General features: G+C 42.4%; 29 protein-coding genes and 3 riboswitches. Of the genes, 20 read left to right on the top strand and 9 right to left on the bottom strand.

Annotated features, from left to right (window positions below):
* Positions 1–61 precede the first annotated feature (61 nt).
* Positions 62–217 (top strand): hypothetical protein, encoded by a 156-nt coding sequence (locus tag DIC78_RS02670; protein WP_024121153.1) that lies wholly within the window; start codon positions 62–64, stop codon positions 215–217.
* Positions 218–219: 2 nt separating this feature from the next.
* Complete coding sequence (locus tag DIC78_RS02665; RefSeq protein WP_024121154.1) at positions 220–390, top strand: hypothetical protein; 171 nt, start codon at positions 220–222, stop codon at positions 388–390.
* 41 nt (positions 391–431) lie between these two features.
* Here the strand turns inward: DIC78_RS02665 and DIC78_RS02660 are convergent, their stop codons facing one another.
* The gene (locus DIC78_RS02660; protein WP_059292898.1) at positions 432–1454 is read right to left on the bottom strand and encodes an acyltransferase family protein; all 1023 of its coding nucleotides are present in this window, start codon (positions 1452–1454) and stop codon (positions 432–434) included.
* A gap of 253 nt (positions 1455–1707) precedes the next feature.
* Here DIC78_RS02660 and DIC78_RS02655 point away from each other — a divergent pair, with 253 nt between their 5' ends.
* From DIC78_RS02655 to DIC78_RS02645, 3 genes are all read left to right on the top strand, one after another.
* Positions 1708–3924, top strand: a complete 2217-nt coding sequence (locus DIC78_RS02655; RefSeq protein ID WP_024121156.1) for a PAS domain-containing sensor histidine kinase — start codon at positions 1708–1710, stop codon at positions 3922–3924.
* On the top strand, positions 3921–4418 hold the full coding sequence (locus DIC78_RS02650; protein ID WP_127695368.1) for a methylated-DNA--[protein]-cysteine S-methyltransferase: 498 nt from the start codon (positions 3921–3923) through the stop codon (positions 4416–4418). The genes DIC78_RS02655 and DIC78_RS02650 overlap by 4 nt, the downstream gene beginning before the upstream one ends.
* An 89-nt stretch (positions 4419–4507) precedes the next feature.
* Positions 4508–4633 carry a hypothetical protein gene (locus tag DIC78_RS02645; RefSeq protein WP_024121158.1) on the top strand — a complete coding sequence of 42 codons (126 nt, stop codon included), beginning with the start codon at positions 4508–4510 and terminating at the stop codon, positions 4631–4633.
* A gap of 35 nt (positions 4634–4668) precedes the next feature.
* On the opposite strand, the gene mtnA is transcribed toward DIC78_RS02645, so the two are convergent.
* The 3 genes from mtnA to DIC78_RS02630 all read right to left on the bottom strand — a co-directional run bounded on the left by mtnA (position 4669) and on the right by DIC78_RS02630 (position 8053).
* Positions 4669–5730 (bottom strand): S-methyl-5-thioribose-1-phosphate isomerase, encoded by a 1062-nt coding sequence (gene mtnA / locus DIC78_RS02640; RefSeq protein ID WP_103671600.1) that lies wholly within the window; start codon positions 5728–5730, stop codon positions 4669–4671.
* 7 nt (positions 5731–5737) lie between these two features.
* Positions 5738–6931 (bottom strand): S-methyl-5-thioribose kinase, encoded by a 1194-nt coding sequence (gene mtnK, locus DIC78_RS02635; RefSeq protein ID WP_024121160.1) that lies wholly within the window; start codon positions 6929–6931, stop codon positions 5738–5740.
* A 104-nt stretch (positions 6932–7035) separates the two neighbouring features.
* Positions 7036–7190, bottom strand: a riboswitch (SAM riboswitch).
* Between the two features lie 83 nt (positions 7191–7273).
* Positions 7274–8053 (bottom strand): carbon-nitrogen family hydrolase, encoded by a 780-nt coding sequence (locus DIC78_RS02630; protein WP_127695366.1) that lies wholly within the window; start codon positions 8051–8053, stop codon positions 7274–7276.
* 93 nt (positions 8054–8146) lie between these two features.
* On the opposite strand from DIC78_RS02630, the gene DIC78_RS02625 reads away from it, so the two are divergent.
* From DIC78_RS02625 to DIC78_RS02605, 5 genes are all read left to right on the top strand, one after another.
* The gene (locus DIC78_RS02625; protein WP_127695364.1) at positions 8147–9343 is read left to right on the top strand and encodes a pyridoxal phosphate-dependent aminotransferase; all 1197 of its coding nucleotides are present in this window, start codon (positions 8147–8149) and stop codon (positions 9341–9343) included.
* A gap of 38 nt (positions 9344–9381) precedes the next feature.
* Positions 9382–9482: riboswitch (SAM riboswitch) on the top strand.
* Positions 9483–9566: 84 nt separating this feature from the next.
* Positions 9567–10784, top strand: a complete 1218-nt coding sequence (gene mtnW, locus DIC78_RS02620) for a 2,3-diketo-5-methylthiopentyl-1-phosphate enolase (RefSeq protein ID WP_127695362.1) — start codon at positions 9567–9569, stop codon at positions 10782–10784.
* Positions 10781–11488, top strand: coding sequence for a 2-hydroxy-3-keto-5-methylthiopentenyl-1-phosphate phosphatase (mtnX, locus tag DIC78_RS02615; protein ID WP_106020402.1), 708 nt, complete (start codon positions 10781–10783; stop codon positions 11486–11488). Before mtnW ends, mtnX begins: the two co-directional genes overlap by 4 nt.
* Positions 11446–12075: a methylthioribulose 1-phosphate dehydratase gene (locus tag DIC78_RS02610; RefSeq protein WP_127695360.1), complete on the top strand. Its 630-nt coding sequence runs from the start codon at positions 11446–11448 to the stop codon at positions 12073–12075. The genes mtnX and DIC78_RS02610 overlap by 43 nt, the downstream gene beginning before the upstream one ends.
* Before the next feature lie 15 nt (positions 12076–12090).
* Positions 12091–12627, top strand: a complete 537-nt coding sequence (locus DIC78_RS02605; RefSeq protein WP_127695358.1) for a 1,2-dihydroxy-3-keto-5-methylthiopentene dioxygenase — start codon at positions 12091–12093, stop codon at positions 12625–12627.
* A gap of 40 nt (positions 12628–12667) precedes the next feature.
* Here DIC78_RS02605 and DIC78_RS02600 read toward each other — a convergent pair whose 3' ends face one another.
* Positions 12668–12988, bottom strand: a complete 321-nt coding sequence (locus tag DIC78_RS02600) for a YkvA family protein (RefSeq protein WP_127695355.1) — start codon at positions 12986–12988, stop codon at positions 12668–12670.
* Positions 12989–13190: 202 nt separating this feature from the next.
* Here DIC78_RS02600 and spo0E point away from each other — a divergent pair, with 202 nt between their 5' ends.
* Positions 13191–13448 carry an aspartyl-phosphate phosphatase Spo0E gene (gene spo0E, locus DIC78_RS02595; protein ID WP_024121169.1) on the top strand — a complete coding sequence of 86 codons (258 nt, stop codon included), beginning with the start codon at positions 13191–13193 and terminating at the stop codon, positions 13446–13448.
* A gap of 86 nt (positions 13449–13534) precedes the next feature.
* Complete coding sequence (locus DIC78_RS02590; protein ID WP_024121170.1) at positions 13535–13966, top strand: hypothetical protein; 432 nt, start codon at positions 13535–13537, stop codon at positions 13964–13966.
* A gap of 27 nt (positions 13967–13993) precedes the next feature.
* Here the strand turns inward: DIC78_RS02590 and DIC78_RS02585 are convergent, their stop codons facing one another.
* On the bottom strand, positions 13994–15514 hold the full coding sequence (locus tag DIC78_RS02585) for a sporulation kinase KinD (RefSeq protein ID WP_081638293.1): 1521 nt from the start codon (positions 15512–15514) through the stop codon (positions 13994–13996).
* Positions 15515–15706: 192 nt separating this feature from the next.
* Between DIC78_RS02585 and mhqR the strand changes: the two genes are divergently transcribed.
* Complete coding sequence (gene mhqR / locus DIC78_RS02575; protein WP_106020399.1) at positions 15707–16144, top strand: MarR family transcriptional regulator MhqR; 438 nt, start codon at positions 15707–15709, stop codon at positions 16142–16144.
* Positions 16145–16183: 39 nt separating this feature from the next.
* On the opposite strand, the gene motB is transcribed toward mhqR, so the two are convergent.
* The 3 genes from motB to clpE all read right to left on the bottom strand — a co-directional run bounded on the left by motB (position 16184) and on the right by clpE (position 20217).
* Positions 16184–16969: a flagellar motor protein MotB gene (motB, locus tag DIC78_RS02570; protein WP_024121173.1), complete on the bottom strand. Its 786-nt coding sequence runs from the start codon at positions 16967–16969 to the stop codon at positions 16184–16186.
* Positions 16941–17756, bottom strand: coding sequence for a flagellar motor stator protein MotA (gene motA / locus DIC78_RS02565; protein ID WP_024121174.1), 816 nt, complete (start codon positions 17754–17756; stop codon positions 16941–16943). The genes motB and motA overlap by 29 nt, the downstream gene beginning before the upstream one ends.
* 361 nt (positions 17757–18117) lie before the next feature.
* Positions 18118–20217, bottom strand: coding sequence for an ATP-dependent protease ATP-binding subunit ClpE (gene clpE, locus DIC78_RS02560; RefSeq protein WP_127695353.1), 2100 nt, complete (start codon positions 20215–20217; stop codon positions 18118–18120).
* A 364-nt stretch (positions 20218–20581) separates the two neighbouring features.
* Here clpE and DIC78_RS02555 point away from each other — a divergent pair, with 364 nt between their 5' ends.
* The 7 genes from DIC78_RS02555 (at position 20582) to DIC78_RS02525 (ending at position 26262) form a co-directional block, all read left to right on the top strand.
* Positions 20582–21622: a YkvI family membrane protein gene (locus tag DIC78_RS02555; RefSeq protein WP_101860648.1), complete on the top strand. Its 1041-nt coding sequence runs from the start codon at positions 20582–20584 to the stop codon at positions 21620–21622.
* A 212-nt stretch (positions 21623–21834) separates the two neighbouring features.
* Positions 21835–21879: riboswitch (PreQ1 riboswitch) on the top strand.
* A 128-nt stretch (positions 21880–22007) separates the two neighbouring features.
* A complete protein-coding gene (gene queC / locus DIC78_RS02550) occupies positions 22008–22667 on the top strand; it encodes a 7-cyano-7-deazaguanine synthase QueC (protein ID WP_024121180.1) in 660 nt (219 codons plus the stop codon).
* A gap of 1 nt (position 22668) precedes the next feature.
* Positions 22669–23109, top strand: a complete 441-nt coding sequence (gene queD, locus DIC78_RS02545) for a 6-carboxytetrahydropterin synthase QueD (RefSeq protein ID WP_024121181.1) — start codon at positions 22669–22671, stop codon at positions 23107–23109.
* Positions 23102–23833 carry a 7-carboxy-7-deazaguanine synthase QueE gene (gene queE, locus DIC78_RS02540; RefSeq protein ID WP_024121182.1) on the top strand — a complete coding sequence of 244 codons (732 nt, stop codon included), beginning with the start codon at positions 23102–23104 and terminating at the stop codon, positions 23831–23833. The genes queD and queE overlap by 8 nt, the downstream gene beginning before the upstream one ends.
* 17 nt (positions 23834–23850) lie before the next feature.
* A complete protein-coding gene (gene queF / locus DIC78_RS02535) occupies positions 23851–24348 on the top strand; it encodes a preQ(1) synthase (RefSeq protein ID WP_003218613.1) in 498 nt (165 codons plus the stop codon).
* A gap of 487 nt (positions 24349–24835) precedes the next feature.
* On the top strand, positions 24836–26035 hold the full coding sequence (locus DIC78_RS02530; protein ID WP_105955534.1) for a DUF3880 domain-containing protein: 1200 nt from the start codon (positions 24836–24838) through the stop codon (positions 26033–26035).
* A gap of 11 nt (positions 26036–26046) precedes the next feature.
* Complete coding sequence (locus tag DIC78_RS02525) at positions 26047–26262, top strand: LysM peptidoglycan-binding domain-containing protein (RefSeq protein ID WP_106020393.1); 216 nt, start codon at positions 26047–26049, stop codon at positions 26260–26262.
* Positions 26263–26341: the final 79 nt, after the last annotated feature.

Genomic DNA, 26341 nt, shown 5'->3' with positions numbered 1-26341 from the left:
TCAGCTGGCCTGCATTTTCAAGCGAAATAAAAATTAGAAAATACTGGCGAGGAGGATTTCTATGAAACGTAAGGCTGAGGTCGATGAAGCCATAAAAAATAACAATACACCGACTGAGAGTATGGACAGAAATGCATATAAGACTCAATATCACGACGACCCGAATTTCCGAGGGGCCAATCGCAATTCCAAACAAGGTCAGCAAGGAGGCGCGTGATCATGAAAAAGAACCAGCACAGCAAAGACATGCAGAATCATAAAAAGCCGATGAATAAGAAGGTGCTTGAGGAAGAATTCTCAAGTGAGCTTGGGGATTACAACGCCGGGAAAATCATTGAAACCCTTGAAGTAACAAAGCCGAAAAAGAAAAAAGAGAAAAAACAAAAATAAAAAACACCTCTTAGGCGGCATGCCGCTTAAGAGGTGTTATGCTATTTTAAATAGGCATTTTTGCTGCTTCCTCTGACTAGCTGCAGCAAGCCTGTCATTCTCAGTTCAATGAACGGCTGAGCAACCGTTTTGACGAAATTGCTTGAGAGAATGGAGGTAAGAGCTGCAGTTAAGAGCAGCAGGATGACTAAGTTTTGATAGTCAGTGAGTCCATCCTCAAGCCCGACCTGCCTGAGTGTTTTAATGATAAATCCGTGGAGCAGGTATACGTAAAATGTCCTTGTTCCCCACTTAGTAAAGAAATAGCGTTTTTGCGGAACAAGCGCTAAAAAGCTAAAGGTTGCCGCAAAGGCAAGTACATACCAGCCGATTCGGGAGAGGCCGCTTGCCAAGGTGACATCGCCAAATGATGAGTACGGCTTAGAGCCGAACAGCCATGAATAGTCAAAATCGATGCCCCAGCAGATGACAAATACGGCGGCGAGCACACCGAGCGCAATCTGTTTGCCTCGTTTTGATCTCAGTAAATCAAAGTGATGTTTATTAGAGTAAAATCCGACAAGGAACATCGGTAAGAATACAAATGTCCGGGACAGGCTCAGTGTGCTGCTGACAAAGTCGAGATAGCCGATCAGCACGGCGATGCCGCAGCTGACAAACAGCGCCCAATGCTTAGAAAGCTTTGAAAAAGGATAGAGCAGGATATTCCAGAAAAATAAGCTTACCAGAAACCATAACGACCATTGCGGATCAATCGGATTCACATTTGTCATGCTTTCGTCTTGAATGATGTAATAAAAGACGGAATAGATGCTTTGGAAAATCAAATATGGAATAATCAGCTTGACCGCCAGCTTTTTCACATATCCGGCGCGTTTAAAACCTTTGGCGAAATAACCGGATACAAGAATAAAGGCAGGCATGTGGAACGTGTAAATGAACTTGTAGAGGTAGAGCATAAAATTGTTATCATGAATAAAAGATCGAAGAATATGACCGAATACAACAAGGAATATCAATAAGAATTTTGCATTGTCAAAATAACTGTCTCGCGATTTACTCATAGCATCACCTTCTCTTTAAATCAGTCACTAAAAGATTATTCCCTGTTGGTATTTATTTTAAAATAAAAGATCAAAAAGGATTTGAAAAAACGTCTGATTGTTAGGACGATGTAAAGTGACGGTAAGGATCGTTGAAAATGTCTTCTTTATGTAATCACGCTGAAATTTTCTGAAATGTATAGGGCGAATGAAGGAAGTTCATGCAATATGTAGAAATATTGAGGGATAGGTTTTGAAGAAGGAGTGTTTACGCATGGAAACTCTCGATGTCGAGACAAATTCAGATCTGAAAGAGGAACTGAAGCGCCTCAAACAAGAAAATGATCGGCTGAAAAAGGAATTACATCAGCATCAAGTGATTGTGAACAATACGCTCGATGCTATTTTTATATGTGATAATGAAATGAAAATCGTGCAGGCAAATGAAGCAACAGCGAGGATGCTTCAAGTAGATGCGGAAGGTTTGAAAAAGCGTTCCGTTTTTGATTTTTTGTTTTCTATTCCAAAGGATGAGCTGGACCTTTCCGTAAAGAAGTTTTTTAAGAAAGGTTTTCTGTGGAAGGAGGTTCCGATCAGGCTGGACAGCGGAGCGACAAAATATATTGAGTTTCTTGCCAAAAGAGGGATTGGCGAGGATTTCTTTTTTGTCGTTATGAGAGACATTTCTTCAAAGAAAATTTTGGAGCGGGAATTTTCCATGAATGAACAGCTTTTTAAGGACTTGTTTGACAGAGCTGTCGACGGAATCGTTTTATTTGATAAAGACGGCGGCTTTATTGATGCCAATCTGTCCTTTTGCAAAAGCTTTGAAATCGACCAGAATGAGCTGTCACATTTGTCGCTGTATCAATTCATAGACAGCGGATCGCGAAAAGATTTCGATAACATTTGGCACACGCTTTATCGAAAGGGAAAAGCAAAAGGCGAGCTGCCTGTCAGGCTTCGTTCAGGAGATCAGAAGCTGTTTGAATTTACGATTACGTCTAACATCATCAGCGGTTTTTATATGTCGATTATGCGGGATATCACAGAGAAGAGATCCATGGAGCTCCAGCTATTTAAAAGTGAGGAGCGCTTCAGAGAAATTTTTGAAAACGCCATGGACGCCATTATCATCTGGTCGAATGACGGAAGAATCGTTAAGGCCAATCAGTCAGCCTGTAAAATTTTTGAGCTGCCGATGAATTTGCTGTTAAAAAGAAAGCTGTGTGATTTTCTCGTAGACTCTCAGCAGAAATACAGCTTGACGAAGAGAAAATATGCAAAATACGGTGAGATCAGAGAAGAGATGCTGTTTCAAATGGGCAACGGGCAGTTCAAAGAGCTTGAATTCACTTCAAAGCGGACAATACTTGAAAACCAGCACTTAACAATTTTAAGAAATGTCAGTGACCGAAAGCGGATGGAAAAGGAGCTTCGGGAAAGCGAGCTCAAATTCAGAAAAGTGTTCAACGGCTCAATGGACGGCAACGTATTATTCGACAATCAGTACCGAATCATCGACGCCAACCCGTTAGCGAGCAATATTTTGGGCCTGCCGCATGAAGAACTGAAAAAACACAGCCTGCTTGATATTATTTCTTCCTATGAAATAGAAAATCTGGCATCGCCCGCAAGGCAGATTAATTTCGATGAAATGGACAATGAGATTCCATTTTTGCTGAGCAGCAATGATAATCGAAAACTAGAATTTTCGTTTAAACGAAATATTATTCAAAATATGAACCTGGCTATCTTTAAAGATGTCACAGAGCGAAAAGAACTGGAAGAGCGTCTTCGCAAATCTGATACTCTCCATGTCGTTGGAGAACTCGCTGCCGGTATCGCTCACGAAATCAGAAATCCAATGACAGCTCTTAAAGGCTTCATTCAGCTCCTGAAAGGGAGTGTGGAGGGAGACTATTCTCTTTACTTCAACGTCATCACCTCAGAATTAAAGCGCATCGAATCCATCATCACAGAGTTTTTAATTTTAGCCAAGCCCCAGGCTATCATGTATGAGGAAAAACATGTGACACAAATTATGAAAGACACATTAGACCTTCTTAACGCGCAAGCCAATCTCAGCAACGTACAAATGCATCTGGATTTAGTCGGAGACATTCCGCCGATATACTGTGAACCGAATCAGCTGAAACAGGTTTTTATCAATATATTAAAGAACGCCATCGAAGTCATGCCTGACGGCGGCAATATTTATGTGACGATCAAAAAAGCTGATCAAGATCATATTCTTATATCTTTGAAAGACGAAGGAGTAGGAATCACAGAGGATAAATTAAAGCGTCTAGGAGAACCATTTTATACAACAAAGGAGCGGGGAACTGGACTCGGGCTTATGGTAAGCTATAAAATTATTGAAGAACATCAAGGCAAAATAATGGTGGAAAGTGAAGAAGGAAAGGGGACTGTTTTCCATCTTACACTTCCCGTCAGGCAGAATTTTGAAGAAAGAAGGTTAGACGAATGAATTACTATATGACAGCGGAAACGCCGCTCGGGGAGCTCGCGATTGTTGAGGAAGAAGGCAGCATCACCCGTCTCTTCCTCAGTAAGGAAGATTTGATGCAGTGGAAAGAATCTGTTGAGAATACGGAGCAGTTGGAGACGGCTTTTTTGGCAGAAGCGAAAAAGCAGCTTCACGAATATTTTGCGGGAGAAAGAAAGATATTCTCACTGCCATTGAGCCAAAAGGGCACGCCTTTTCAGCAAAAAGTATGGGAGGCGCTTGCCATGATTCCGTATGGCGAATCACGAAGCTATGCTGACATTGCCGTAGCGGTCGGAAGTCCGAAAGCAGTACGCGCTGTCGGACAGGCAAATAAACGAAATGACCTGCCGATATTTGTCCCGTGCCACAGAGTGATCGGCAAAAACAGCACGTTAACAGGGTATGCCGGAAGTAAAACTGACATCAAAGCTTATTTGCTTAGCATCGAGCAAATCTCCTATAAAGAAAAATAAAACATATGGCACGTTCCCTTTTTTCGCCGCCGACATATGATTTTACTAAGTTAAAAAAGTTGGTCTGATGAAAGAGGAGGACAAAGCAATTGAAGCCGAGCCGCTCTGAGAAAATTGCCGTTTTTGCCGAGCTGCTTGTAAAACTGCATATCTTATCCAGCGCTCAAAAAGATGAAATAATCGATATGAATATGAGCAAACAAAAAAACCGCTGACTCGGCCCAATATGAGCAAAGTCTTCAGCGGTTTTTTAATGAACCTTTTCGCCTGTAAACAGCTGTTCAATTTCTTCTTCATAGGAACCGGTCATAATCCCTTTTTCAGTGATGATCCCAGAAATAAGATGGTGTGGTGTAATATCAAAAGCAGGATTAAAGACAGGCACTTCAGCCGGAGCGGTTCGGACGCCGGAAATGTTCCTGACTTCTTCGGGGTCCCGTTCCTCAATCGGGATATCAGCCCCGCTTTTTACTTTTGTGTCAAAAGTAGATAAAGGTGCTGCTACAAAAAACGGAATATCGAAGGCGTTTGCTAAAATAGCAAGTCCGTAAGTGCCAATTTTATTCGCGGTATCTCCGTTCTTTGCAATTCGGTCCGCGCCAACGATGACGGCAGAAATTTGTTTTTCTTTCATCGTATGGGCTGCCATGCTGTCCGTAATCAGAGTGACGTCAATACCGCCCTGCATCAGTTCCCAAGCAGTAAGCCGTGAACCTTGAAGAACCGGTCTGGTTTCACAAGCATAAATATGAAGCCCCAAATCCTTTTGTTTCGCCAAATAAAACGGGGCAAGCGCGGTTCCATAGCGGCTTGTCGCGATAGAACCGGCATTGCAGATTGTCATAATCTTGTCGCCTTTTTTGAAAAGCTGAAGCGCGTTTTGGCCGATCATACGGCACGTTTCTTCATCCTCGACTTGAATCTGAATCGCTTCATGGACAAGATTGGTTTTTGCTTCATTTACAGAAATGGCGTTTTGAATTGAATGGCTCAGTCTCTCGAGCGCCCATGATAAATTGATTGCTGTTGGCCTTGAACTGTTCAAATAATTTTTGATGTTATCCAATTCGCAGCGGAATTCCGCCACATTATCAGTTTCGATGTTTTTTGCCGCCAGCGCGAGCCCAAATGCTGCCGTAATGCCGATCGCCGGGGCTCCTCTAACTTTAAGTGAGACAATCGCGTCAAATACTTCTTCTTTCGTTGTCAGCTCCAAATATTCCGTAACATCAGGAAGCTTTTGCTGATTTAAAATCTTAATGGCTGTTTCTTTCCATTCAACAGAACGCGGAACAGCAAATGAATTGGTCATGGGTGAATCATTCCTTTACAAGTAACTTAAAACATTCAATAACATCCGTTATGGTTTTTAATTGTGAACGTTTTTCGATGAAGGCAGTACCGGTTTCCAGCGCCAGCCGTTTTCTTTCGATTCGCTTATCAAACGGTACGATTGTATCCAGATCTGCCACATGGGCAAGACCAACGGTGCGGCGTATCAGTTCGCAGCCGGCAAACCCAATTGTCTCTTCAAAAATATGGCTGAGTGTATCAGCGAGATAACCGTCGATTTTGGCATACACATCGAGACTGTTTTTCTCCCAGGCTTCACTGAATGTTGTTTGAAACGTGTCCCACACTTGTTTTACATGTTCATATAATGGCTCTCGATCAGCACCGTCACGGCTGAGTGCATTTAACAATAAGTTGGCGATAAATTGACCAACATCAAAACCGATTGGTCCGTAAAAAGCGAATTCAGGATCAATCACCTTTGTCTCAAGCTCGCTGGCAAAAATGCTTCCTGTATGCAGATCGCCATGAATCAGCGTTTCGGCAGATGTTAAAAATGACTTTTTCAGCTTAGCCGCTTCAACTTTGACCTTGTCATTTTTCCAAAGCTTTTCAACATATGGACGAAGCTCTTCCTCAAATTCATTTGTATCATGATCAAAGAAAGGATCTGTAAATACGAGTCTTTCGGTAATATCGCAGAGCTCAGGATTTGTAAATTGTTTAACAAGCTGTTTTTTTACCTTAGGCTCAAGTGCGTAATCAGAAGAGTAAAAAAGCGTTTTTCCTAAAAATTCGCCAATGTCTCGTGACAGATTTGGATAATTTTCACCTTCAAGAAGTCCTTTTCTAGCGATCTTTAGATGTGAAAGATCCTCCATGACCGTAACCGCCAATTCAGTATCTGAATAGTAAACTCTCGGTACGAGGTGAGGGACGTGTTCACCCTGACGGATCAGTGCGCTGCTTTCGATTCTTGCCCGATCGATTGTCAGCGGCCAGCTTTCCCCGACAACTTTTGCATAAGGAACCGCCTGTTTAATGATCAAAGCCCTGTCATTTTCTTGGTCATAAATTTGAAAGACGTAGTTTAAATTTCCGTCGCCGATCTCCTGGCATGTCAGCGTGCTTTTGCTTTGAAATAAGCCGAGTTTCACCGCCAGTGCGACAGCGGAGCTTTCATTTAACGTTTCGTATAAAGGTGTTTTTGTGACTGCCATCGTCATTACCTCCAGTTATGTAATATCTTGTTATGTGTGCCGCGAATGGCCGTAAAAAAGCCTCCTTCTCAGAGAGAAGGAGGCTTAACAATCATGTCCCGCCTCTCTTATCTCTCAGATCAAATCTGATGGAATTAGCACCGTGCCTTACGAGACCTCAGTCTCGGCGCCAAGAAGATGCGCCCCATTTCACAATGGAATTACGGTCGGTTGCTGTTGGGGTCAAAAGGCCAATCCCTCGCCCAACTCTCGATAAGAGAATATATTCACTTGTTAAACAATTCTAATTTATCAGTTGATGAACATAGTAACAGGTGTGTGATTGAATTGTCAATATATTTTTTAATATAAATCTTTTCTGATATCATCGAAAACAGGAATTTTTCCCCGCACCTCAACGCTTTCTTGAAGGTCAATTTCCGCTCTGACAATGCCTTCTTCACGGCCGCCCTCGGCCAATATGCGTCCCCAAGGGTCAATAATCATGCTGTGCCCGGCGAATTCATTATCGGGATTAGATCCTGTGCAATTGCAGGCAGCGACAAAGCATTGATTCTCAATAGCCCTCGCAATAAGCAGGCTTTTCCAATGATCAAGACGGGGCAGAGGCCATTCCGCAGAAATGAACAGCACGTTAGCGCCTTTAGTCGTATGTTTTCTGATCCATTCCGGAAAACGGATATCATAACAGATCAGTCCTGAGCTTTTGACGCCTTCAAGCTCGAAGTATCCGTCCTCGGAACCGGCTGATAAATACTCATGCTCATCCATCAGCTGAAAAAGATGGGCTTTGCTGTACTCTTTAATGATTCGTCCTTCCTTATCTGCGATGAACATTGTATTATAAACATCAGAACCCTTTCTGACAGCAACAGATCCTGCGACAATATGAACCCCGTGTTTTTTTGCGGTTTTTTGCAGCCAGCTTTGAGCAGTGAGCCCGTCTTCATCAGCAAGCTGATCAAGTTTGGCAAGGTCGTAACCAGTCGTCCATAATTCAGGGAGAACAAGAACGTCAGCATATTTACTCTCTTTTTCAATTAAAGATTCAGCCTTTTTTATATTTTCTGAAGGTTTTCCGTATGAAATATCAAATTGAAGACAAGATATGGTCCATTTCATTTTTTAACACCCCATATTTTTCTTTACTTTTTTCATTTAACCATATATGATACTGGACTATCATTTCAAGATTTTTTTAGAAGGTGAAAACAGATGAAATTTGAACATTCTCAAGTGCTGCAGGAACTGCCTAAACAATTCTTTGCTTCTCTTGTGCAGAAAGTGAACCTAAAGCTGAAGGAAGGACATGATGTCATCAATTTGGGGCAGGGGAATCCGGATCAGCCGACGCCCGAGCATATTGTTGAGGAAATGAAGCGAGCCGTTGCTCAGCCTGAAAATCATAAATACTCCTCATTTCGAGGTTCGCACAGTCTTAAATCAGCAGCGGCTGCATTTTATAAAAGAGAATACGGCGTTGAGCTTGATCCGGAAACTGAAGTAGCCGTATTATTCGGCGGGAAAGCCGGTCTTGTCGAGCTGCCGCAATGCCTGCTAAATCCGGGGGATACGATTTTGGTTCCTGACCCTGGCTATCCAGATTATTGGTCCGGTGTCACGCTTGCGAAAGCGAATATGGAAATGATGCCGCTCACTAAGGAAAATGCGTTTCTTCCTGAATACGCAAGCATTTCCCTTGACGTAAGAGAACAAGCGAAACTGATGTACTTGAATTATCCGAATAATCCGACTGGAGCCGTCGCTACCGCAGAATTTTTTAGAGAAACGGTGAGTTTTGCGAAAGAAAACGAAATCTGTGTGGTCCATGATTTTGCTTACGGTGCAGTGGGCTTTGACGGACACAAGCCTTTAAGCTTTTTGCAGACTGAAGGCGCTAAGGATATCGGAATAGAAATTTACACGCTGTCCAAAACATATAATATGGCGGGCTGGCGGGTCGGTTTTGCAGTTGGTAACGCCTCGGTCATAGAAGCGATCAATCTTTATCAAGACCATATGTTTGTCAGTCTTTTCAAAGCAACCCAGCAGGCTGCCGAGGCGGCACTTTTATCTGAGCAGACATGCGTAGCGGAGCAAAATGCCCGGTATGAAAGCAGGCGCAACGCTTGGATAGCGGCATGCAGGGAAATTGGCTGGGATGTAACAGCGCCTGCGGGTTCATTTTTTGCGTGGCTGCCGGTGCCTGAAGGCTATAGCTCTGAGCAATTCTCAGATCTCTTGCTTGAAAAAGCGAATGTGGCGGTTGCAGCAGGAAACGGCTTTGGTAAATATGGCGAGGGGTATGTCAGAGTGGGGCTCTTAACGAGTGAAGCTAGGCTTAAAGAAGCAGCTCATCGAATTGGCAAACTAAACCTGTTTACCCAAAAAAGCATTGACAAGATTCTTTAACGGTGGGATAATTCAAAATAATTTATAAAATCTATATTTTCTTATCAAGAGCAGGCAGAGGGACGAGCCCGATGAAGCCCGGCAACCGACTTGTAAAGCACGGTGCTAATTCTTGCAGCTGGCGGCTGAGAGATAAGATTCGGACGAGAAACGAAACCTCTTTAGACGCATTGCTGTTTGAAGAGGTTTTTTATATGGGTTAAAAAATGAAAGGAGCTCTGGCATGAGTGAATTATTAGCAACATATCTCCTGACCGAGCCGGGAGCCGACACGGAGAAAAAAGCAGAACAAATCGCAACAGGATTGACGGTGGGCTCTTGGACTGATCTGCCTCTGGTGAAGCAGGAGCAGATGCAAAAGCATAAGGGACGGGTTGTAAAGGTCGAGGAGAGAGAGGGACATCTTGCATCAGGAAAACAAGCGGTTATCACAATTGCCTATCCCGAGGTAAATTTCTCACAGGATATTCCGGCATTGCTGACAACTGTGTTTGGCAAGCTGTCGCTGGACGGAAAAATCAAGTTAATAGATCTCGAATTTTCTGTAGCGTTTAAGCGAACACTTCCGGGCCCGAAGTTTGGCGTATACGGCATCCGGAAGATGCTTGGAGAGTTTGAAAGACCGCTGTTAATGAGCATTTTTAAAGGGGTCATCGGAAGGGACCTGAGTGATATTAAAGAACAGCTCAGGCAGCAGGCGCTAGGCGGGGTTGACTTAATCAAAGACGATGAAATTTTCTTTGAGACGGGTTTAGCACCTTTTGAAACAAGAATTACAGAGGGAAAACAAATTTTGAAAGAAACATACGAGCAGACCGGCCATAAAACGCTGTATGCAGTGAATTTGACTGGTAGAACGGCTGAGCTTAAAGATAAAGCAAGACGCGCTGCTGAATTGGGAGCGGATGCGCTTTTATTGAATGTCTTCGCTTACAGTTTGGACGTCATGCAAAGCCTTGCGGAAGATCCGGACGTATCAATCCCCATTATGGCGCACCCAGCAGTCAGCGGGGCATTTACATCCTCACCGTTGTACGGGTTTTCCCATGCTCTTTTGCTCGGAAAATTAAACCGATATTGCGGCGCTGACTTCAGTCTGTTTCCTTCTCCATATGGTTCAGTTGCGCTTCCTAGAGAAGACGCGCTGGCGATTCATGAAGAATGCGTAAGAGAAGATGCCTTTAACCAGACATTTGCCGTTCCGTCTGCTGGTATTCATCCTGGCATGGTTCCGCTTCTCATGCGTGATTTTGGCATCGATCATATTATTAACGCCGGAGGAGGCATACACGGACATCCAAACGGCGCCCAAGGCGGGGGCAAAGCGTTCAGAGCCATTATTGAGGCGGTTTTGGAGGCGCAGCCGATTGAAGAAAAAGCCGGTCAATGCGAAGATTTGAAGCTTGCGCTTGATAAATGGGGAAAGGCTGAAGCCGTATGACGACTCAAAAACCGTTAATTATATGTGATTTTGATGGAACCATCACGATGAACGACAACATTATAAACATTATGAAAACATTCGCTCCGCCGGAGTGGACGGCGTTAAAAGACGGCGTGCTCTCCAAAACGATGTCGATCCAAGAAGGCGTCGGGCGAATGTTCGGCCTTCTGCCGAGCAGCTTAAAAGAGGAGATTACGAGATTCGTATTAGAAGACGCAAAAATCCGGGACGGCTTTCGGGAATTTGTCGCATTTGTTAACGAGCATGAACTCCCGTTTTATGTCGTAAGCGGGGGGATGGACTTTTTTGTCTATCCGCTGCTTGAAGGAATTGTTGAGAAAGATCATATTTATTGCAACCGTGCGTCATTTGAGAACGAATTCATTCATATTGATTGGCCTCATTCTTGCAAAGGCACATGCACAAATCAATGCGGGTGCTGCAAGCCGACTGTTATGAACGAGCTTTCTGAGCCTGATCAATATATCATCATGATCGGTGACTCCGTTACCGATGTAGAGGCGGCAAAGCTGTCTGATCTTTGCTTTGCAAGGGATTATTTATTAAATGAATGCAAGGAGCATCATCTGAATCATATCCCATACCATGATTTTCACGAAATAAAGAAAGCGATTGAAGATGTAACGGAGGTAAAGAAATGGCTGCAAAACAAGAACGATGGCGCGAGCTTGCCGAAGTAAAACGGGAATTGGCAGAAAGAGATTGGTTTCCGGCGACAAGCGGCAACCTGTCCATCAAGGTTTCTGATGAGCCATTGCAATTTCTCGTAACGGCGAGCGGAAAAGATAAACGAAAAGAAACGGATGAAGACTTCCTGTTGGTGGATCAGAACGGAGAGCCTGCCGAAAGCGGATATCATCTGAAACCGTCAGCAGAAACGCTTTTGCATACACATCTGTACAATAAAACAAATGCCGGATGCTGTCTTCATGTTCATACAGTAAACAATAACGTCATCTCAGAGCTGTATGGAGATCAAAATCAAATCACTTTTAAAGGCCAAGAAATTATAAAAGCGCTGGGCATGTGGGAAGAGAATGCAGAAGTGTCCATTCCAATTATAGAAAATCCGGCTCATATTCCGACTCTCGCAGCGCTTTTCGCGGATCAGGTTACTGGAGATTCAGGAGCTGTCCTAATCCGGAACCATGGCATTACTGCTTGGGGAAGAACGGCATTTGAAGCGAAAAGAGTGCTTGAAGCATATGAATTTTTATTCAGCTATCATTTAAAGCTGAAAACACTCCAGCATCAGCTGGTTAAATAAAAGGGGGAACCGCAAATGGCAACAATTCGAATTCATGATGAGGCAAATACAACGATTGAAAATCAAGAGGAAGTGGCAAGCTTTCTGGACAGCCAAGAGGTGATCTATGAGCAATGGGATATCGCCAAGCTCCCTGAACAGCTTTCAGAAAAATATGACCTGTCTGAAGAAGAAAAACAGCAAATTCTTGACACCTTCGACGCTGAAATTAAAGATATCTCAGCCCGCCGCGGCTACAAAGCCCAAGATGTTATTTCTTTGTCTGACGCAAATCCGAAACTGGATGAACTGCTTGAAAACTTTAAAAGAGAACATCACCATACAGACGATGAAGTCCGTTTTATTGTAAGCGGACACGGAATTTTCGTCATTCAAGACAAGGACGGCACATTTTTTGATGTCCGTTTAAACCCTGGAGATTTAATCTCGGTACCTGAAAATATCCGCCATTATTTCACGCTTCAAGAGGATCGAAAAGTTGTGGCGGTGCGGATCTTTGTAACATCTGAAGGCTGGGTTCCGATTTATGAAAAAGACAGCGTGAACCAATAAGAAGAAAAAGCCCCGTCCATAAAGGCGGGGCTTTTTTTGCTTATCGTAAACGCCATTCTTCGTATTGGGACATTTCTTTTTTGACCAGCGTCCAAATCAAACCGAGAACGGCAGCATCGTCAAGAATTCCTAAACCGAGCACGATGTCCGGAATCATATCAATCGGCATGATGATATAAAAGATAGCAGCTGTCAGAAGCAACAGTGTTTTAATCTGTGAACGGGGATAGTCACCGTTTCGCCAATCGCGAAGCATTTGACAAAAGATCGTGATATGATTGATTAATTTTTTGCGGGTTTTCCTTTTCAGAATAGCTTTTCCGCCTGCCGCACCGAGCATTATCGCTTTTTTTTTCTTCATTTAGCATTCCTCCTGCCTGCCGGTGTGTTTAAGATGGTCTTCGTCTGGGTATTGTTCTTCTAATCCTATCAATATATCTATTATAAATGAAAAATTAAGTTATTTAATAAAAATATGTTTACAAATAAAGTATAATCTGTAATAATGCACAATAACCCAATCAAACTTGTTTCCTATTTCTTAGCGGCGAGGGGTGAATTGAATGGGCTGTTCTTCTGAACAAGAAAGATTGCTGGTGTCTATTGATGAAAAAAGAAAGTTAATGATAGACGCCGCTAGTAAGCAGGGATTTACAGGGCATGACACAATCAGGCACAGTCAGGAGCTGGATTCTTTAATGAACGAATACCACCAGCTCATGCAAGAAAACGAACATTCCAAAGGAATTCAAGGCCTTGTGAAGAAATTAGGCTTGTGGCCCCGAAGAGACGTCATGCCTGCATATGATGCACATAAATAGCGGCGCTATCTGATGCATATATAAAGAGAGAGCTTTTCAGAAGCGCTCTTTTTTTCTGGGAAAATTTCATACGAAAGAGGGAACTGATGAAAGAACTGGCGGTAGTCATTACTGAAATGATAAACCAATTTCATGATGCTTTTATTTCGATATGCGGGATGCTTGGCATTCAATTAACCGACAAAGAAATGCATTTTTGGGTGATTGGAATATTTGGCATCTTCTTTTTCGCTGTCACTCACGCTGTATTTACATGGCTTTCTAAATGGAGCTTGACGGCTTTGTCCTTTATCTATACCGTAACGATCATCATTGTTATCGTATTTGCAATTGAGATTCAGCAAAAAGTGACCGGACGGGGAAATATGGAGTTTTTAGATGCGACGGAAGGGTTAAAAGGCTTTTTGGTGTTCTTTTTCATCTTTTTGCTTTTGAAAATGCTTTTGCGTTTGATTCGATTCTTCTTTTCAGGAGGAGCTGTAAGCAAGGAGAATGAAAATACCCGTTCACGAAAATAAATAAGCCCTCCTGAGACTGTCAGGGGGCTAGGAAGAGGAGACGGGGAGGGTAATGGTAACCTCGGTTCCTCTTCGTACTTCACTTTCTATATGAATGGAACCTCCGTACATCAGCACGATCCGTTTACATACGACTAACCCGAGGCCGGTTCCTTTTTCTTTAGAAGTGACAAATGGAAGAAAGATATGATCCAGCATTTCCTGTGATATCCCTTCACCGTTATCCATCACTTTTATAATGGCCTTTTTATCAACTGCTCCTAAGGAAATTGTGAGTTTGCCGCCTTCCGGCATAGACTCAAGGCCATTTTTCGCAACATTCAAAATGACTTGTTTAATATGATCTTTTGTACATTTTACTTTTAGAGGTTTATCAGTTAAAAATGTTAACTCTACCTCCACATTATATAAATTTCCTTCAGAATAGATGATCGGCATAATTTCTCCGATAATATCCTGAAGCGAGTTAAGCTCCCATTTCTCAGCTGTCGGTTTTCCGAGAACTAAAAACTCACTCACAATTTGATTGATACGTTTAATCTCCTGGTCGATAATTGAAAAATACAGCTGGTCTTCTTCACCTTTATATTTCTTTTGCAGCAGCTGAATAAAACCGCTTATGCCGGTGAGCGGATTGCGGATTTCGTGAGCCGTGCTGGCAGCAAGCGTTCCGATCAGCTCTAATTTTTGCTGCTCATTTTCCGTGCGCTCCAGCTGGGTCCGCCGCTTCAGCAAATAATAAAGTACTAGAATAAAAAGAATATTCAGCAAGACTATAATACAGGAAAGAGGAAGCACAAGGCTTTTACTCAGCTCCTCTATTGTGACAGGATTCGGATATACTTTCATATTCCAGCTGATATCATCAAGATAACCGCTGACAGGTTTTTGATCTCTTGCGTGAGAAGCCTGTCCGCTTGAGAAAATCATTTTGTTATTTTCGTTCACAACCTCAATATAGACATCAGGGCTCAGCAAGTTAATCAGGTTTTGCAGATAGTCAATTTGTATAGCTGCCACAAGATAATCTGTGACATTTTTCTTTTCATCCAGCACGGGAACACAAATTGTAAAAATCGGCTGGCCTGTGATCCTGCTTGAATAGCTGTCTGTAATGACAGTCTTTTTTGTTTTTTTCGCTTTTGTAAAAAAGGATCTGTCGGCCAGATTGACTTTAGTTTTTAATTCTGTTGCGCTGGCAGTGACATCTCCTTTAGCATTGAGAAAATAAAGACCGGAAAACCTTGGTTCGGAATCAAACGTTTTTTCCAAAACAGTTTTCATTTTATTCATATCTATCGGTCTGTCGATAGCGATAGACAAGGACGTCATTCTCGCTTTTGTTTCCCCGATTAAATAATTTATTTTGTTGCGGTGAAGGTTCAGCATAACACTGGCTTCTTGCTTATGTTCTGCAGCTATTGTTTCTTTTTCTTTTTCATAGACGAAAAAGCTTATGACGAGTGCCGGAATCACTACTAGTGCAATATAAAGCTTAATTCTCCCGCAGGCGCCTTTTAGTATTTTCAATTTGCATCGCTCCAACATACACCTGATTAGAGGTATTATATCATTGTTTCTTCTTGTTTAATAAGAAAAAATAACCAAAATAATTAAGAAAAATATGTTGTTCACATGAATAATAAAAAAGAAGAGAAATATTGGAAAGATTTTTATTGACATTTCGGTATTTGTTTATTAATGTTTCTCTGTAACGGTTTCTAAAAGGATGATTGAGATATGACAGAAAAATCACTGAAGTTATTTATCGTGCTGTCACGCGCGTATAGGTCTATTAATGATCATATGAATAAGCATATTCATAAGCATGGACTGAATCCTACTGAATTTGCTGTGCTGGAGCTGTTATATCATAAAGGTGATCAGCCGCTGCAGCAGATAGGGGATAAAATTCTCTTGGCCAGCGGGAGCATCACCTACGTCGTAGATAAGCTTGAGCAAAAAGAGCTCCTTATTCGGAAAGCGTCGCCTACAGACAGACGAGTAACATTTGCACAAATTACCGAAAAAGGCATCGGTCTTTTGGATGATATTTTCCCTGATCATGCAGCTGAAATTGATGAAATGATCAGCGTATTAAGCGAAGAAGAAGTTGAAATGTGCACTGAAATGTTAAAAAGAGTAGGATTAAACGCAAAACAGTTTCATAATAAGTAAAAAAAGGAAGCCTTGTGATAGATCAGGCTTCCTTTTTTACTATTTTTCATTTGTTTCCGCTGCGCCTCTTGGCAAGATGAGAACCTCAACCCGCCTGTTTTTGCTTCGGCCTTCCGCAGTTTTGTTGGAGGCCACCGGTTTATACTCACCATAGCCTTTGGCACTGAACACTTTGGCATCAAGCTTAGGGTTCTCAATCAGAAGCCCCATGAAGTTTACGGCTCTCATCACACTTAAATGCCAGTTTGACTGAAATTCTGAATTTCTAATCGGCATATTGTCTGTATGTCCGCTGATAATGATGTTTCTTGGCGGATTAATCACAAGAAGGTTTGAAATCTCTTTTGCAAGCGGAATGTCTTCCTGGCGGATGGTCGCTTTTCCTGAATCAAAGAAGATGCTGTCTTTAATCGTGATCAGCAGGCCTTCCTTAGTCATCTTTGTTTCCAGCTGATGCTCCAGCTTTTTATTTTTAATGAACTTTTCCACCTGGCTCTGCACATTTTTAAGTTCTTCTTGATCAGCTGCTTTTTCCTTTTCTTTCTTGTTTTCCTTTTTCTCTTCTTTTTCCTTTTCCACTTCGTCGATTCCGTCTGACTCATTTTTAGGAGGGGTGACGCTGGAATAATCCAATACGCCGGTCCCGCCTGTAAAGACTTCATTAAATGATTTTGAAAGCATTTGAAATTTAGCTGCGTCAATCGAGCTGCTCGCGTACAGCACAATAAACAATGCTAGGAGAAGGGTAAGGATATCGGCGTAAGGAACCAGCCATGATTCATCAACGTGCTCGTCCTCATGCTTCTTCTTCTTTTTTCTCGCCATTTTGCGCCTCTCCTTCTCGTTCTGCAAATTTCAAACGGTCCTTCGCAGGAAGGTACATTAAAAGTTTCTGCTCGATCACTTTCGGTGCCTGTCCTTCTAAAACGGACAGGACGCCTTCAATCATAATTTCACGGAGCTTGACTTCCTGTTTTGACTTGCGTTTTAATTTGTTTGCAAAAGGATGCCATAATACATATCCCGTAAAGATACCGAGAAGGGTGGCTACAAAGGCTGCACTGATGGCGTGACCAAGCTCATCTGTATTGTCCATATGAGAAAGTGCGGCGATCAGTCCGATAACAGCACCGAGCACCCCAAGTGTCGGCGCGTAAGTTCCCGCCTGTGTAAAAATAGCGGCTCCGGCCTGGTGTCTTTCCTCCATCGCTTCAACTTCTTCAGTCATGATATCTCTGATAAATTCTGCGCTTTGCCCGTCAACAGCCATGCTGAGACCGTTTTTCAGAAACGCGTCATCTACATTTTCAATACTTGCTTCCAAAGCCAGCAGGCCTTCACGGCGTGCAAGCTGAGCCCATTCAGAGAACATAGGAATGAGTTCTTCTATTGTCAGCTGTTTGTTTTCTTTAAATAGCACACGGAACAGCACAGGCACTTTTTTGATTTCTTTCGTTGGGAACGCAATGACTACCGCTGATATCGTTCCGGCGATGATAATTAAAATGGCAGCGGGATTTGCAAGAGCAGCGAAACTGACGCCTTTCAGAACCATTCCCACACTCAATGCAACAAAAGCAAGAATAATACCGATAATCGAAGTTTTATCCATAATTTTCACCAAATCCTTTTTTACTAGCTTGTCTATGGTTAATATCGGTATCAGTGTCTGGAACTTTAGGGACATTGTGAAATTGTTCATGAAATATTCAAGGAAGATACATAGAAGGGAGAAATAAACAAACGCAGGCTTTTCAGCAGGGGAAAGGCCGCGGGTTTTGACGTGCGTATCTGATTCTCTAAAGTGCTTTCGTATAACAATAGAAATAAATATTCATCATGTTCCATCCCTCTTTATGAAAAGTGTAAAGAAAGAAGGAGATGAGCGCTTCAGGGGATGGAATGACATGTTCTCGGACGAGAGAAGGATTTCACATAAAAAGCGGCTTCCCTGAAAAGGAAGCCACTGATTTTTATTTTGCCTGAACTTTGATGTTATCATTTTCTACTGTGACGTGAAAACTTGCAATCTCGTTATTGTCAAGCAGCAGATCAGTCATTTCGTCCTCAACCCATTCCTGGATCGTTCTTCTGAGCGGGCGCGCACCGAATGAAGGATGGTAACCCAGCTCAGCGATTTTTTCTTTCGCTTCATCTGAAACACTCAAGCTGATGCCTCGTTCTGCCAATGTTTCTTCCAATTCTCCAAGAAGAAGGCTGACGATTTTGACCAGATGCTCTTTTTCAAGGGAACGGAATTCGATGATGCTGTCAAATCGGTTGAGAAACTCAGGTTTAAAGAACATGCTGAGTGAATCAATTAATGTTTGTTCTTCAATCACGCTGTCTTCTGATTGGAAACCGACTTTCGTTTGTTTTTCACCAGTGCCTGCATTGCTTGTCATAATGATGACGGTGTCTTTAAAGCTTACGGTTCTGCCTTGGCTGTCCGTTAAGCGGCCGTCCTCCATAATTTGCAGGAACATATGCTGAACATCTGGGTGCGCTTTTTCAATCTCATCAAGCAGCACGATGCTGTATGGATTGCGGCGCACTTTTTCCGTTAATTGTCCGGCTTCCTCATGACCGACGTATCCAGGCGGTGAACCAATAATTTTCGATACGGCATGTTTCTCCATGTATTCACTCATATCGAGACGGATAATGGCATCTTTCGTACCGAATAATTCATCCGCCAGGGTTTTAGAAAGCTCTGTTTTCCCTACGCCGGTTGGTCCGACAAAGAGGAAGGAGCCGACTGGTCTGTTTTTTGATTTTAAGCCGGCGCGGCTGCGTCTGACCGCTTTTGCCACTTTTTGAACAGCCGCTTCTTGTCCGATGACGCGTTCGTGAAGCTTTACTTCAAGCTCTTTCATTTTTGTTTGCTCATCTGCCTGCAGTTTTCCCACAGGAATGCCTGTTTTTTGTTCTACGATATCCTGAATGTGCTCAGCTTCCACTGTGACGGCGGAATGTGAAGAAGAGCTGTTCAGTTTTTTCTCCAGTGCGATTTCTTCATCACGGAGTTTTGCTGCCAATTCGTAATTCTCTTCTTCCAGCGCTTTTGTTTTTTCTGCTTCAATTGCAGTCAGCCGTTCAGCTGCATCTTCATCATTCAAATCATCAATTAACAGGTTGGCTTTAGATCCAGCTTCGTCTAATAAATCAATCGCTTTGTCCGGCAGATGTCTGTCCTGAATGTAGCGTGATGATAAAGTGACACAGGCTTTCAGTGCTTCATCGCTGAATGTCACGCCATGGTATGCTTCGTATTTGTCTTTAATTCCTTGCAGAATGCTGATCGCTTGTTCAATTGTAGGCTCCTGCACCATGACAGGCTGAAAACGTCTTTCCAGCGCAGCATCTTTTTCAATTTGGCGGTATTCTTTCAGTGTTGTCGCTCCGATAACCTGCAGCTCGCCTCTGGCAAGAGCGGGTTTGAGAATGTTACCTGCATCCATTGAGCCTTCTGCAGAGCCTGCCCCAACGAGAAGGTGAATTTCATCAATGAAAAGAATGACATTTTTGCGCTCTTTCAGCTCAGTGATCAGCTGTTTCATTCTTTCTTCAAATTGACCTCTGATGCCGGTGTTTGCAACAAGGGATGCGACATCAAGCAAGTAAAGCTCTTTGTTTTTCAATTTATTTGGAACATCGCCTTCAGCGATTTTTAAAGCGAGCCCTTCTGCAATTGCTGTTTTCCCTACACCAGGCTCTCCAATCAGAACCGGATTGTTTTTGTTGCGGCGGTTAAGAATCTCGATCACACGCGCAACTTCTTCATCACGGCCGATGACGGGATCAATCAGACCGGCTTTTGCGCCGTTTGTAATATTTTGCGCCAGTTCATCAAGCAATCCTTTTTTCTCGCTTTGCTTAGCTGCGCTTTGTTCTTTCGGCTGGAATGCTTGTTCAAACGGTAAACCGAAAGATTGAGGACCCATGCTCATTGAAGGTTTACGGGTCAGTTCGTGATAGCAAGTTTCACATAAAACCATTTGTTTATGAACGGAATTTATTTGCATGTTAAGGCGAATCGTCGCCTCGTTTTGATGACAGTGTTGACAACGCATTTGCCAAAACCTCCTTATAAAATTTGATCATCTTTGACCAATTGGTTTAGAAAAAAGGCCGATTCCTTTGACCTTCTTTGACTATTAGTATACGCCAGATTCTCTGGCTTTCAAAACCATTTGCTCAAAGCAGTCTTGTTTTTGACTAACTTTGACCAATGAAATAATATAAAAAGACGGCTGGTTTGACCTTCTTTGATGAATAGTATACTCTGACCTTTTTTGACTTTCAAGGCTTTTGCTCAAAAATATTTTTGAATTGTTTACACAGTAAAACATGTTTTGTTCGTCTTTTCAAGGAACTTGTCTCATAGGCTATAAAAAGGCTAAAAGGACAATACTGCGGTTGGTTCGGAGGGGAGAAATGGAACAATCAAAAGGGTCTGCACATCAGCTCGCTTTTGTGTATGTAGGCACAGTCGTCGGAGCGGGATTTGCAACTGGCAGGGAAATTGTTGAGTTTTTTCTGAAGTTCGGCTGGTTCGGATTGCTTGGTATTATTATAAGCGGCGGGATGTTCACGTTTTTAGGCGCAAAGCTGATGATCATTTCAAAGCGAATCAATGCCAAGTCCTATCAGGAAATGAATATATACTTGTTCGGGGCGGCTGCCGGACGGATTATCAATGTCTTTATGCTGTTCGTTCTTCTCGGTGTCACATCTGTCATGCTGTCGGGGGCAGGAGCGCTTTTTGAGGAACAGCTTGGGATGTCCGCTCAGGTTGGAATGCTGATCACAATTGGATTAAGTTTGATTGTGATGACAAGAGGAGTAAAAGGCATTTTCGGTGTGAATGTGTTTGTTGTACCGCTTTTGATTATCTTTTCTATGATTGTGGTGGCCGATTCATTTATTTTCAGTGAGACGCGAAATACAGCTCAGTGGGTGTGGCCGCATCGATGGGACTGGCTATTATCAGCAGTGTCGTACGGAGCCTTGAATTTATCGCTTGCCCAGGCTGTTTTGGTGCCGCTGGCGAATGAAATGTCTTCGGAACAGGTGATAAAAAAAGGCGCTTTCATCGGCGGTACAATGCTGACAATTGTGCTTTCCGCAAGTTTTTTGTCTTTGTCGATGCTCCCGGATGTATTTTTGTACGATATTCCGATGGCTCAAGTGGTTTACCTCTTCGCGCGATCTGTACATTTGATTTATTTGTTGATTATATTCGGCGAAGTGTTCACATCGGTGATCGGAAACCTTTATGGGCTGGAAAAACAAGTGAAGAGCTTTCTTCCTATAAAAAGTAAATATATTTTTGCCGCAATAATGATTACGGCTTATATCACGAGTCAAATCGGCTACGGCAAGCTCATTTCAACCATTTACCCACTGTTTGGCTATGTGAGCTTGGCTTTCATAGGCGCTTTGGTCTGTAAAAAGCTCCCCCGGCGCAGTTTGTAATCACAATATTGAAACATATATAATAATGAAGCAAATGTTTATGTTAGACCCTGCGCCAGCCGAAACGGATCTTAATTAGGTATTTTCGCTGTGTAAAAGGATCAAGGCGGAAAAAATGAGACAGGCTTTTCGGCTATCTTTTTTATTGTCAATAAAAACAACATTATGGTAAGATAGCAGAAGTGAAAAATTGAAGAAAATCCGTTCGATATGCGGGAGAGGTTCTAGCTACACCCTCTATAAAAAACTAAGGACGTGCTGTATCCTTGGATACGGCCTTTTTTATGTTTTTCTAGAGCACCTTTCCAAAAAGGTGTTTTTTTATATTTAACAGTTGTAGCGATGTCTCTCGCCGAGATTTTTATAGCGGAGAAGGAGAGGAATCATGAAAAAGGAAAAAGCAATTGTCGTATTCAGCGGCGGCCAAGACAGTACCACATGTTTACTGTGGGCGTTAAAGGAATTTGAGGAAGTGGAAACTGTAACTTTTCATTATAATCAGCGTCATTCGCAGGAAGTTGAAGTGGCGAAGGGGATTGCGGATAAGCTTGGTGTGAAAAATCATTTGCTTGATATGTCACTTTTAAACCAGCTTGCGCCTAATGCCCTGACGAGAAATGATATAGAAATTGAAGCAAAAGACGGCGAGCTGCCATCAACATTTGTTCCAGGCCGTAACTTAGTATTCTTATCTTTTGCGTCTATCCTGGCGTACCAAATTGGCGCCCGCCATATTATCACGGGCGTTTGCGAAACGGATTTCAGCGGCTATCCTGACTGCCGTGATGAATTCGTTAAATCTTGCAATGTGACGGTTAACCTGGCCATGGAGAAGCCTTTTGTGATTCATACACCGCTCATGTGGCTGAATAAGGCGGAAACGTGGAAGCTTGCAGATGAGCTTGGCGCGCTTGATTTTGTGAAAAACAACACGCTTACATGCTATAACGGCATCATCGCAGATGGCTGCGGCGAATGTCCGGCATGTCATCTTCGCTCCAGAGGCTATGAAGAATATATGGCGATGAAAGGAGAGCGGGCATAAATTGTTATCTCAAATATATCCACAGGTCCAGCATCCTTATTCATTTGAATTGAATAAGGACATGCAAATTTCTGCTGCTCATTTTATTCCGCGTGAAAGTGCGGGAGCGTGCAGCAGGGTTCACGGGCATACGTATACCGTAAATATTACCGTTGCCGGTGATGAGCTTGACAATTCCGGCTTTCTCGTGAATTTCAGTGTGCTCAAAAAGCTGGTTCACGGCTCCTATGACCATACGCTTTTAAATGATCATGAAGAATTTTCTAAGGACGACCGGTATTCACTGCCGACAACTGAAGTCGTGGCGAAAACGATCTATGACAAAGTGCAGGCTTATTTAAACACACTCGAGAATAAACCAAGCTGTGTGCAGGTGTTTGTCCGTGAAACACCGACCAGTTATTGTGTATACCGTCCGAAAAAGGGTGGTTTGAATGGCTAAAGGAATTCCTGTATTAGAAATTTTCGGCCCGACGATTCAAGGGGAAGGCATGGTGATCGGACAGAAGACAATGTTTGTCCGCACGGCCGGCTGTGATTACTCCTGCAGCTGGTGTGACTCCGCCTTCACTTGGGACGGATCTGCTAAAAAAGATATTCGCTGGATGACAGCCGAGGAGATTTTTTCAGAGCTTAAGGAGATTGGGGGAGACGCGTTTTCCCACGTAACAATCTCCGGCGGAAACCCGGCGCTGTTAAAACAGCTGGATGCTTTGATAGAACTGCTGAAGGAAAACAATATCCGTGCAGCTCTCGAGACACAGGGGACAGTCTATCAGGATTGGTTTACACTGATCGATGATCTGACGATTTCACCAAAACCGCCAAGCTCGAAAATGGTGACGAACTTTGATAAGCTGGATCACATTTTGACATCACTGAAAGAGAATAACAGACAGCATGCTGTCAGCTTGAAGGTTGTCATTTTTAATGATGAAGATCTCGAGTTTGCCAAAACTGTACACAAACGCTACCCGGGGATACCATTTTATCTGCAAGTCGGTAATGATGATGTGCATACGGCAGACGACAAATCACTCATTGCACATTTGCTTGGAAAATATGAAGCGCTCGTTGATCAGGTAGCTGCCGATGCGGAGCTGAATCTTGTCAGAGTGCTTCCGCAGCTGCATACCCTGTTATGGGGCAACAAACGAGGAGTTTAATAGAAAGGAAGATAAATATGACGACAAGAAAAGAATCAGAATTAGAAGGTGTAACACTGCTTGGCAACCAAGGAACAAACTATTTATTCGAATATGCGCCGGACGTGCTCGAATCCTTCCCGAATAAACATGTAAACCGTGATTACTTTGTAAAATTCAACTGCCCTGAATTTACATCTTTATGTCCGAAAACAGGGCAGCCTGACTTTGCAACAATTTACATCAGCTATATTCCTGATGAAAAAATGGTGGAGAGCAAATCACTAAAACTGTACTTGTTCAGCTTCAGAAACCATGGAGACTTCCACGAAGACTGCATGAACATCATCATGAATGACTTGATTGAATTAATGGACCCGCGCTACATTGAAGTATGGGGCAAATTCACGCCAAGAGGCGGAATTTCCATTGATCCGTACACAAACTACGGAAAACCTGGCACGAAGTATGAGAAAATGGCCGAGTACCGTATGATGAATCATGACTTGTATCCGGAGACGATTGATAATCGCTAATGAGAACCCACACTAAGTCCAATAAAAGTGTGACCTAGTGTGACTTTTATGCAGTGAAAAGTTGATATTGCAGAGGTAATTTAAGACGTACAAATGTGTACGTCTTTTTCTTTTATGCAAAAATCAATATATTAACGTAAGTTTTTTGGCAGAAAGTCTAGCTAAATCAAAGGAAAGTATTTTGTAGATCGCTTTCTTTTCTGTGGGGCATCCGCACAAGCTATTAAATGATGATTATAATTTTTATTTCTCATTATATATGGATGGCGTATCCGGCAATACCGAAAGTATTTTTCAGCTTCTGTTATATTTTTTCGTGTCGACGAGAGAAACGATTATTTTTCGTTCTCTTAGAATGTAATTTTTCAGGAAGCTATTACGTCATCTCATATCTGAACGTTTTGTATAGACTAGTACCGTCACAAGTTATATTACAAATACATACCAATAAGTAGACATTAAAAAGTGAAAGAGAGGACGAACATGTGTGAAAATTCTTTTTCTAGAGAGTCATCCTATGTGGCTCTATGGTTTACCGAATGGGTTTAGTGAAGCAGGCCATACCGTAATGATTTCGGGCCCTGTAAGTCGGGAAAATGTTACTGAAATGATAGAAGAATTCAAACCAGATCTAATCGTATCTATGGGTTGGACACCAGAGCATTCAAGGGAAAAGCAAGCCTGGATCCGCAATGCTACTAAAAAGGTGAAGATCCCCCTCGTTTATTGGGCAACTGAAGACCCGCTGCACACTCAAAACTTTACTATCCCGTTAATTAAAAAGATGAAACCGGATTTTGTTTTCACCGTTACACCTTCTCTATGTAAAACTTATGAAAGGATGGGGATAAAAGCGGCTCATTTAGACTTTGCATATCACGAAAGTATACATCATCAGATTAAACCATTGGACAAATATAGCTGTGATATAGCGGTGGTGGCTAATGCTTACCCTAATTTTCTTGAAGAACATCCGGAAGTGTTCCGCTCGTCCTCTTTAAAAACGCTTATTCGTCCTCTCATACAAAATGGTATTCGCATTGATTTTTGGGGGAAAAATTGGGAGAAAATGAGCAAACATATAGGAAGAGAAATTCCCCGGAATTGGATTCATGGATACCTTGATTATACTGAAGCATATAAAGTTTACAGTTCAGCAAAAATCATTCTCGGTTTGCAAAACTGTGAAAGCCAGCTTACGCAGCGCACCTATGAGATTCTTGGTTCCGGAGGGGTTTTATTGACATCGGATACACCAGCAGTTCGAGGTAAATTCAAACCTGGCCGCGATCTCATCGTTTCATCTTCCCCAAAAGAAACATTTGAAAAGGTTAAATACTATTTGAATCATGATAGCGAGAGAAAGAAGATTCGGATAAACGGTAAAAAGGCTGTAAAGAATGATTCCTATCGGCATAGAGCTGAGAGAATGCTTGAGGTGCTAAAAAGCAGAGGAATCTTAAGAAACCTAGAGGAAACCATTCATTATGTTGATGTTCTCAAAGAAAATTACGTGATCCATCATGTTGCTCCCGGTGAAACATTAACGAAAATCGCCATAAAGTATAAAGTTTCCCTTCAGCAAATCATGGAGCTAAATCATTTCAAATCAGATCAGATATATGCGGGACAAATCATTAAGATTAGAAAGAAACGGTCTAGAGATGTTAAAAATAAATTTTTCTAAAGGAGAGTAATATGAATGAAGGGGAAAAAACCAAAACAGAAGTGAAAAGAACGCCTCGTTATATGGAATTTCCCGTGACATATGAAGTATATTGTGTGGAATCCGGCGATACATTATGGACGATTTCAAAATCCTTTAATATTCCGGCACAACAACTTATGAATCTTAATAAGCTTTCTTCAGATAGAATTTATCCCGGACAAATGATAAAGATAAGAGAAAGGTAATTTATGAGGTTTCGGAAACGAAACAAATTGAAATGGTCAATTATTTGTTAAAACTTGATATCTCTGAGAATGAAGGGGT

Source organism: Bacillus halotolerans (assembly GCF_004006435.1).
Lineage (GTDB): Bacteria > Bacillota > Bacilli > Bacillales > Bacillaceae > Bacillus > Bacillus halotolerans.
This window is presented reverse-complemented; position numbering and strand designations above follow the sequence as displayed.

Coding starts and splice junctions, on each gene's coding strand:
- DIC78_RS02670 (WP_024121153.1), top strand. CDS start 62: ATGAAACGTAAGGCTGAGGTCGATGAAGCCATAAAAAATAACAATACA.
- DIC78_RS02665 (WP_024121154.1), top strand. CDS start 220: ATGAAAAAGAACCAGCACAGCAAAGACATGCAGAATCATAAAAAGCCG.
- DIC78_RS02660 (WP_059292898.1), bottom strand. CDS start 1,454: ATGAGTAAATCGCGAGACAGTTATTTTGACAATGCAAAATTCTTATTG.
- DIC78_RS02655 (WP_024121156.1), top strand. CDS start 1,708: ATGGAAACTCTCGATGTCGAGACAAATTCAGATCTGAAAGAGGAACTG.
- DIC78_RS02650 (WP_127695368.1), top strand. CDS start 3,921: ATGAATTACTATATGACAGCGGAAACGCCGCTCGGGGAGCTCGCGATT.
- mtnA (WP_103671600.1), bottom strand. CDS start 5,730: ATGACCAATTCATTTGCTGTTCCGCGTTCTGTTGAATGGAAAGAAACA.
- mtnK (WP_024121160.1), bottom strand. CDS start 6,931: ATGGCAGTCACAAAAACACCTTTATACGAAACGTTAAATGAAAGCTCC.
- DIC78_RS02630 (WP_127695366.1), bottom strand. CDS start 8,053: ATGAAATGGACCATATCTTGTCTTCAATTTGATATTTCATACGGAAAA.
- DIC78_RS02625 (WP_127695364.1), top strand. CDS start 8,147: ATGAAATTTGAACATTCTCAAGTGCTGCAGGAACTGCCTAAACAATTC.
- mtnW (WP_127695362.1), top strand. CDS start 9,567: ATGAGTGAATTATTAGCAACATATCTCCTGACCGAGCCGGGAGCCGAC.
- mtnX (WP_106020402.1), top strand. CDS start 10,781: ATGACGACTCAAAAACCGTTAATTATATGTGATTTTGATGGAACCATC.
- DIC78_RS02610 (WP_127695360.1), top strand. CDS start 11,446: ATGGCTGCAAAACAAGAACGATGGCGCGAGCTTGCCGAAGTAAAACGG.
- DIC78_RS02605 (WP_127695358.1), top strand. CDS start 12,091: ATGGCAACAATTCGAATTCATGATGAGGCAAATACAACGATTGAAAAT.
- DIC78_RS02600 (WP_127695355.1), bottom strand. CDS start 12,988: ATGAAGAAAAAAAAAGCGATAATGCTCGGTGCGGCAGGCGGAAAAGCT.
- spo0E (WP_024121169.1), top strand. CDS start 13,191: ATGGGCTGTTCTTCTGAACAAGAAAGATTGCTGGTGTCTATTGATGAA.
- DIC78_RS02590 (WP_024121170.1), top strand. CDS start 13,535: ATGAAAGAACTGGCGGTAGTCATTACTGAAATGATAAACCAATTTCAT.
- DIC78_RS02585 (WP_081638293.1), bottom strand. CDS start 15,514: ATGTTGGAGCGATGCAAATTGAAAATACTAAAAGGCGCCTGCGGGAGA.
- mhqR (WP_106020399.1), top strand. CDS start 15,707: ATGACAGAAAAATCACTGAAGTTATTTATCGTGCTGTCACGCGCGTAT.
- motB (WP_024121173.1), bottom strand. CDS start 16,969: ATGGCGAGAAAAAAGAAGAAGAAGCATGAGGACGAGCACGTTGATGAA.
- motA (WP_024121174.1), bottom strand. CDS start 17,756: ATGGATAAAACTTCGATTATCGGTATTATTCTTGCTTTTGTTGCATTG.
- clpE (WP_127695353.1), bottom strand. CDS start 20,217: ATGCGTTGTCAACACTGTCATCAAAACGAGGCGACGATTCGCCTTAAC.
- DIC78_RS02555 (WP_101860648.1), top strand. CDS start 20,582: ATGGAACAATCAAAAGGGTCTGCACATCAGCTCGCTTTTGTGTATGTA.
- queC (WP_024121180.1), top strand. CDS start 22,008: ATGAAAAAGGAAAAAGCAATTGTCGTATTCAGCGGCGGCCAAGACAGT.
- queE (WP_024121182.1), top strand. CDS start 23,102: ATGGCTAAAGGAATTCCTGTATTAGAAATTTTCGGCCCGACGATTCAA.
- queF (WP_003218613.1), top strand. CDS start 23,851: ATGACGACAAGAAAAGAATCAGAATTAGAAGGTGTAACACTGCTTGGC.
- DIC78_RS02525 (WP_106020393.1), top strand. CDS start 26,047: ATGAATGAAGGGGAAAAAACCAAAACAGAAGTGAAAAGAACGCCTCGT.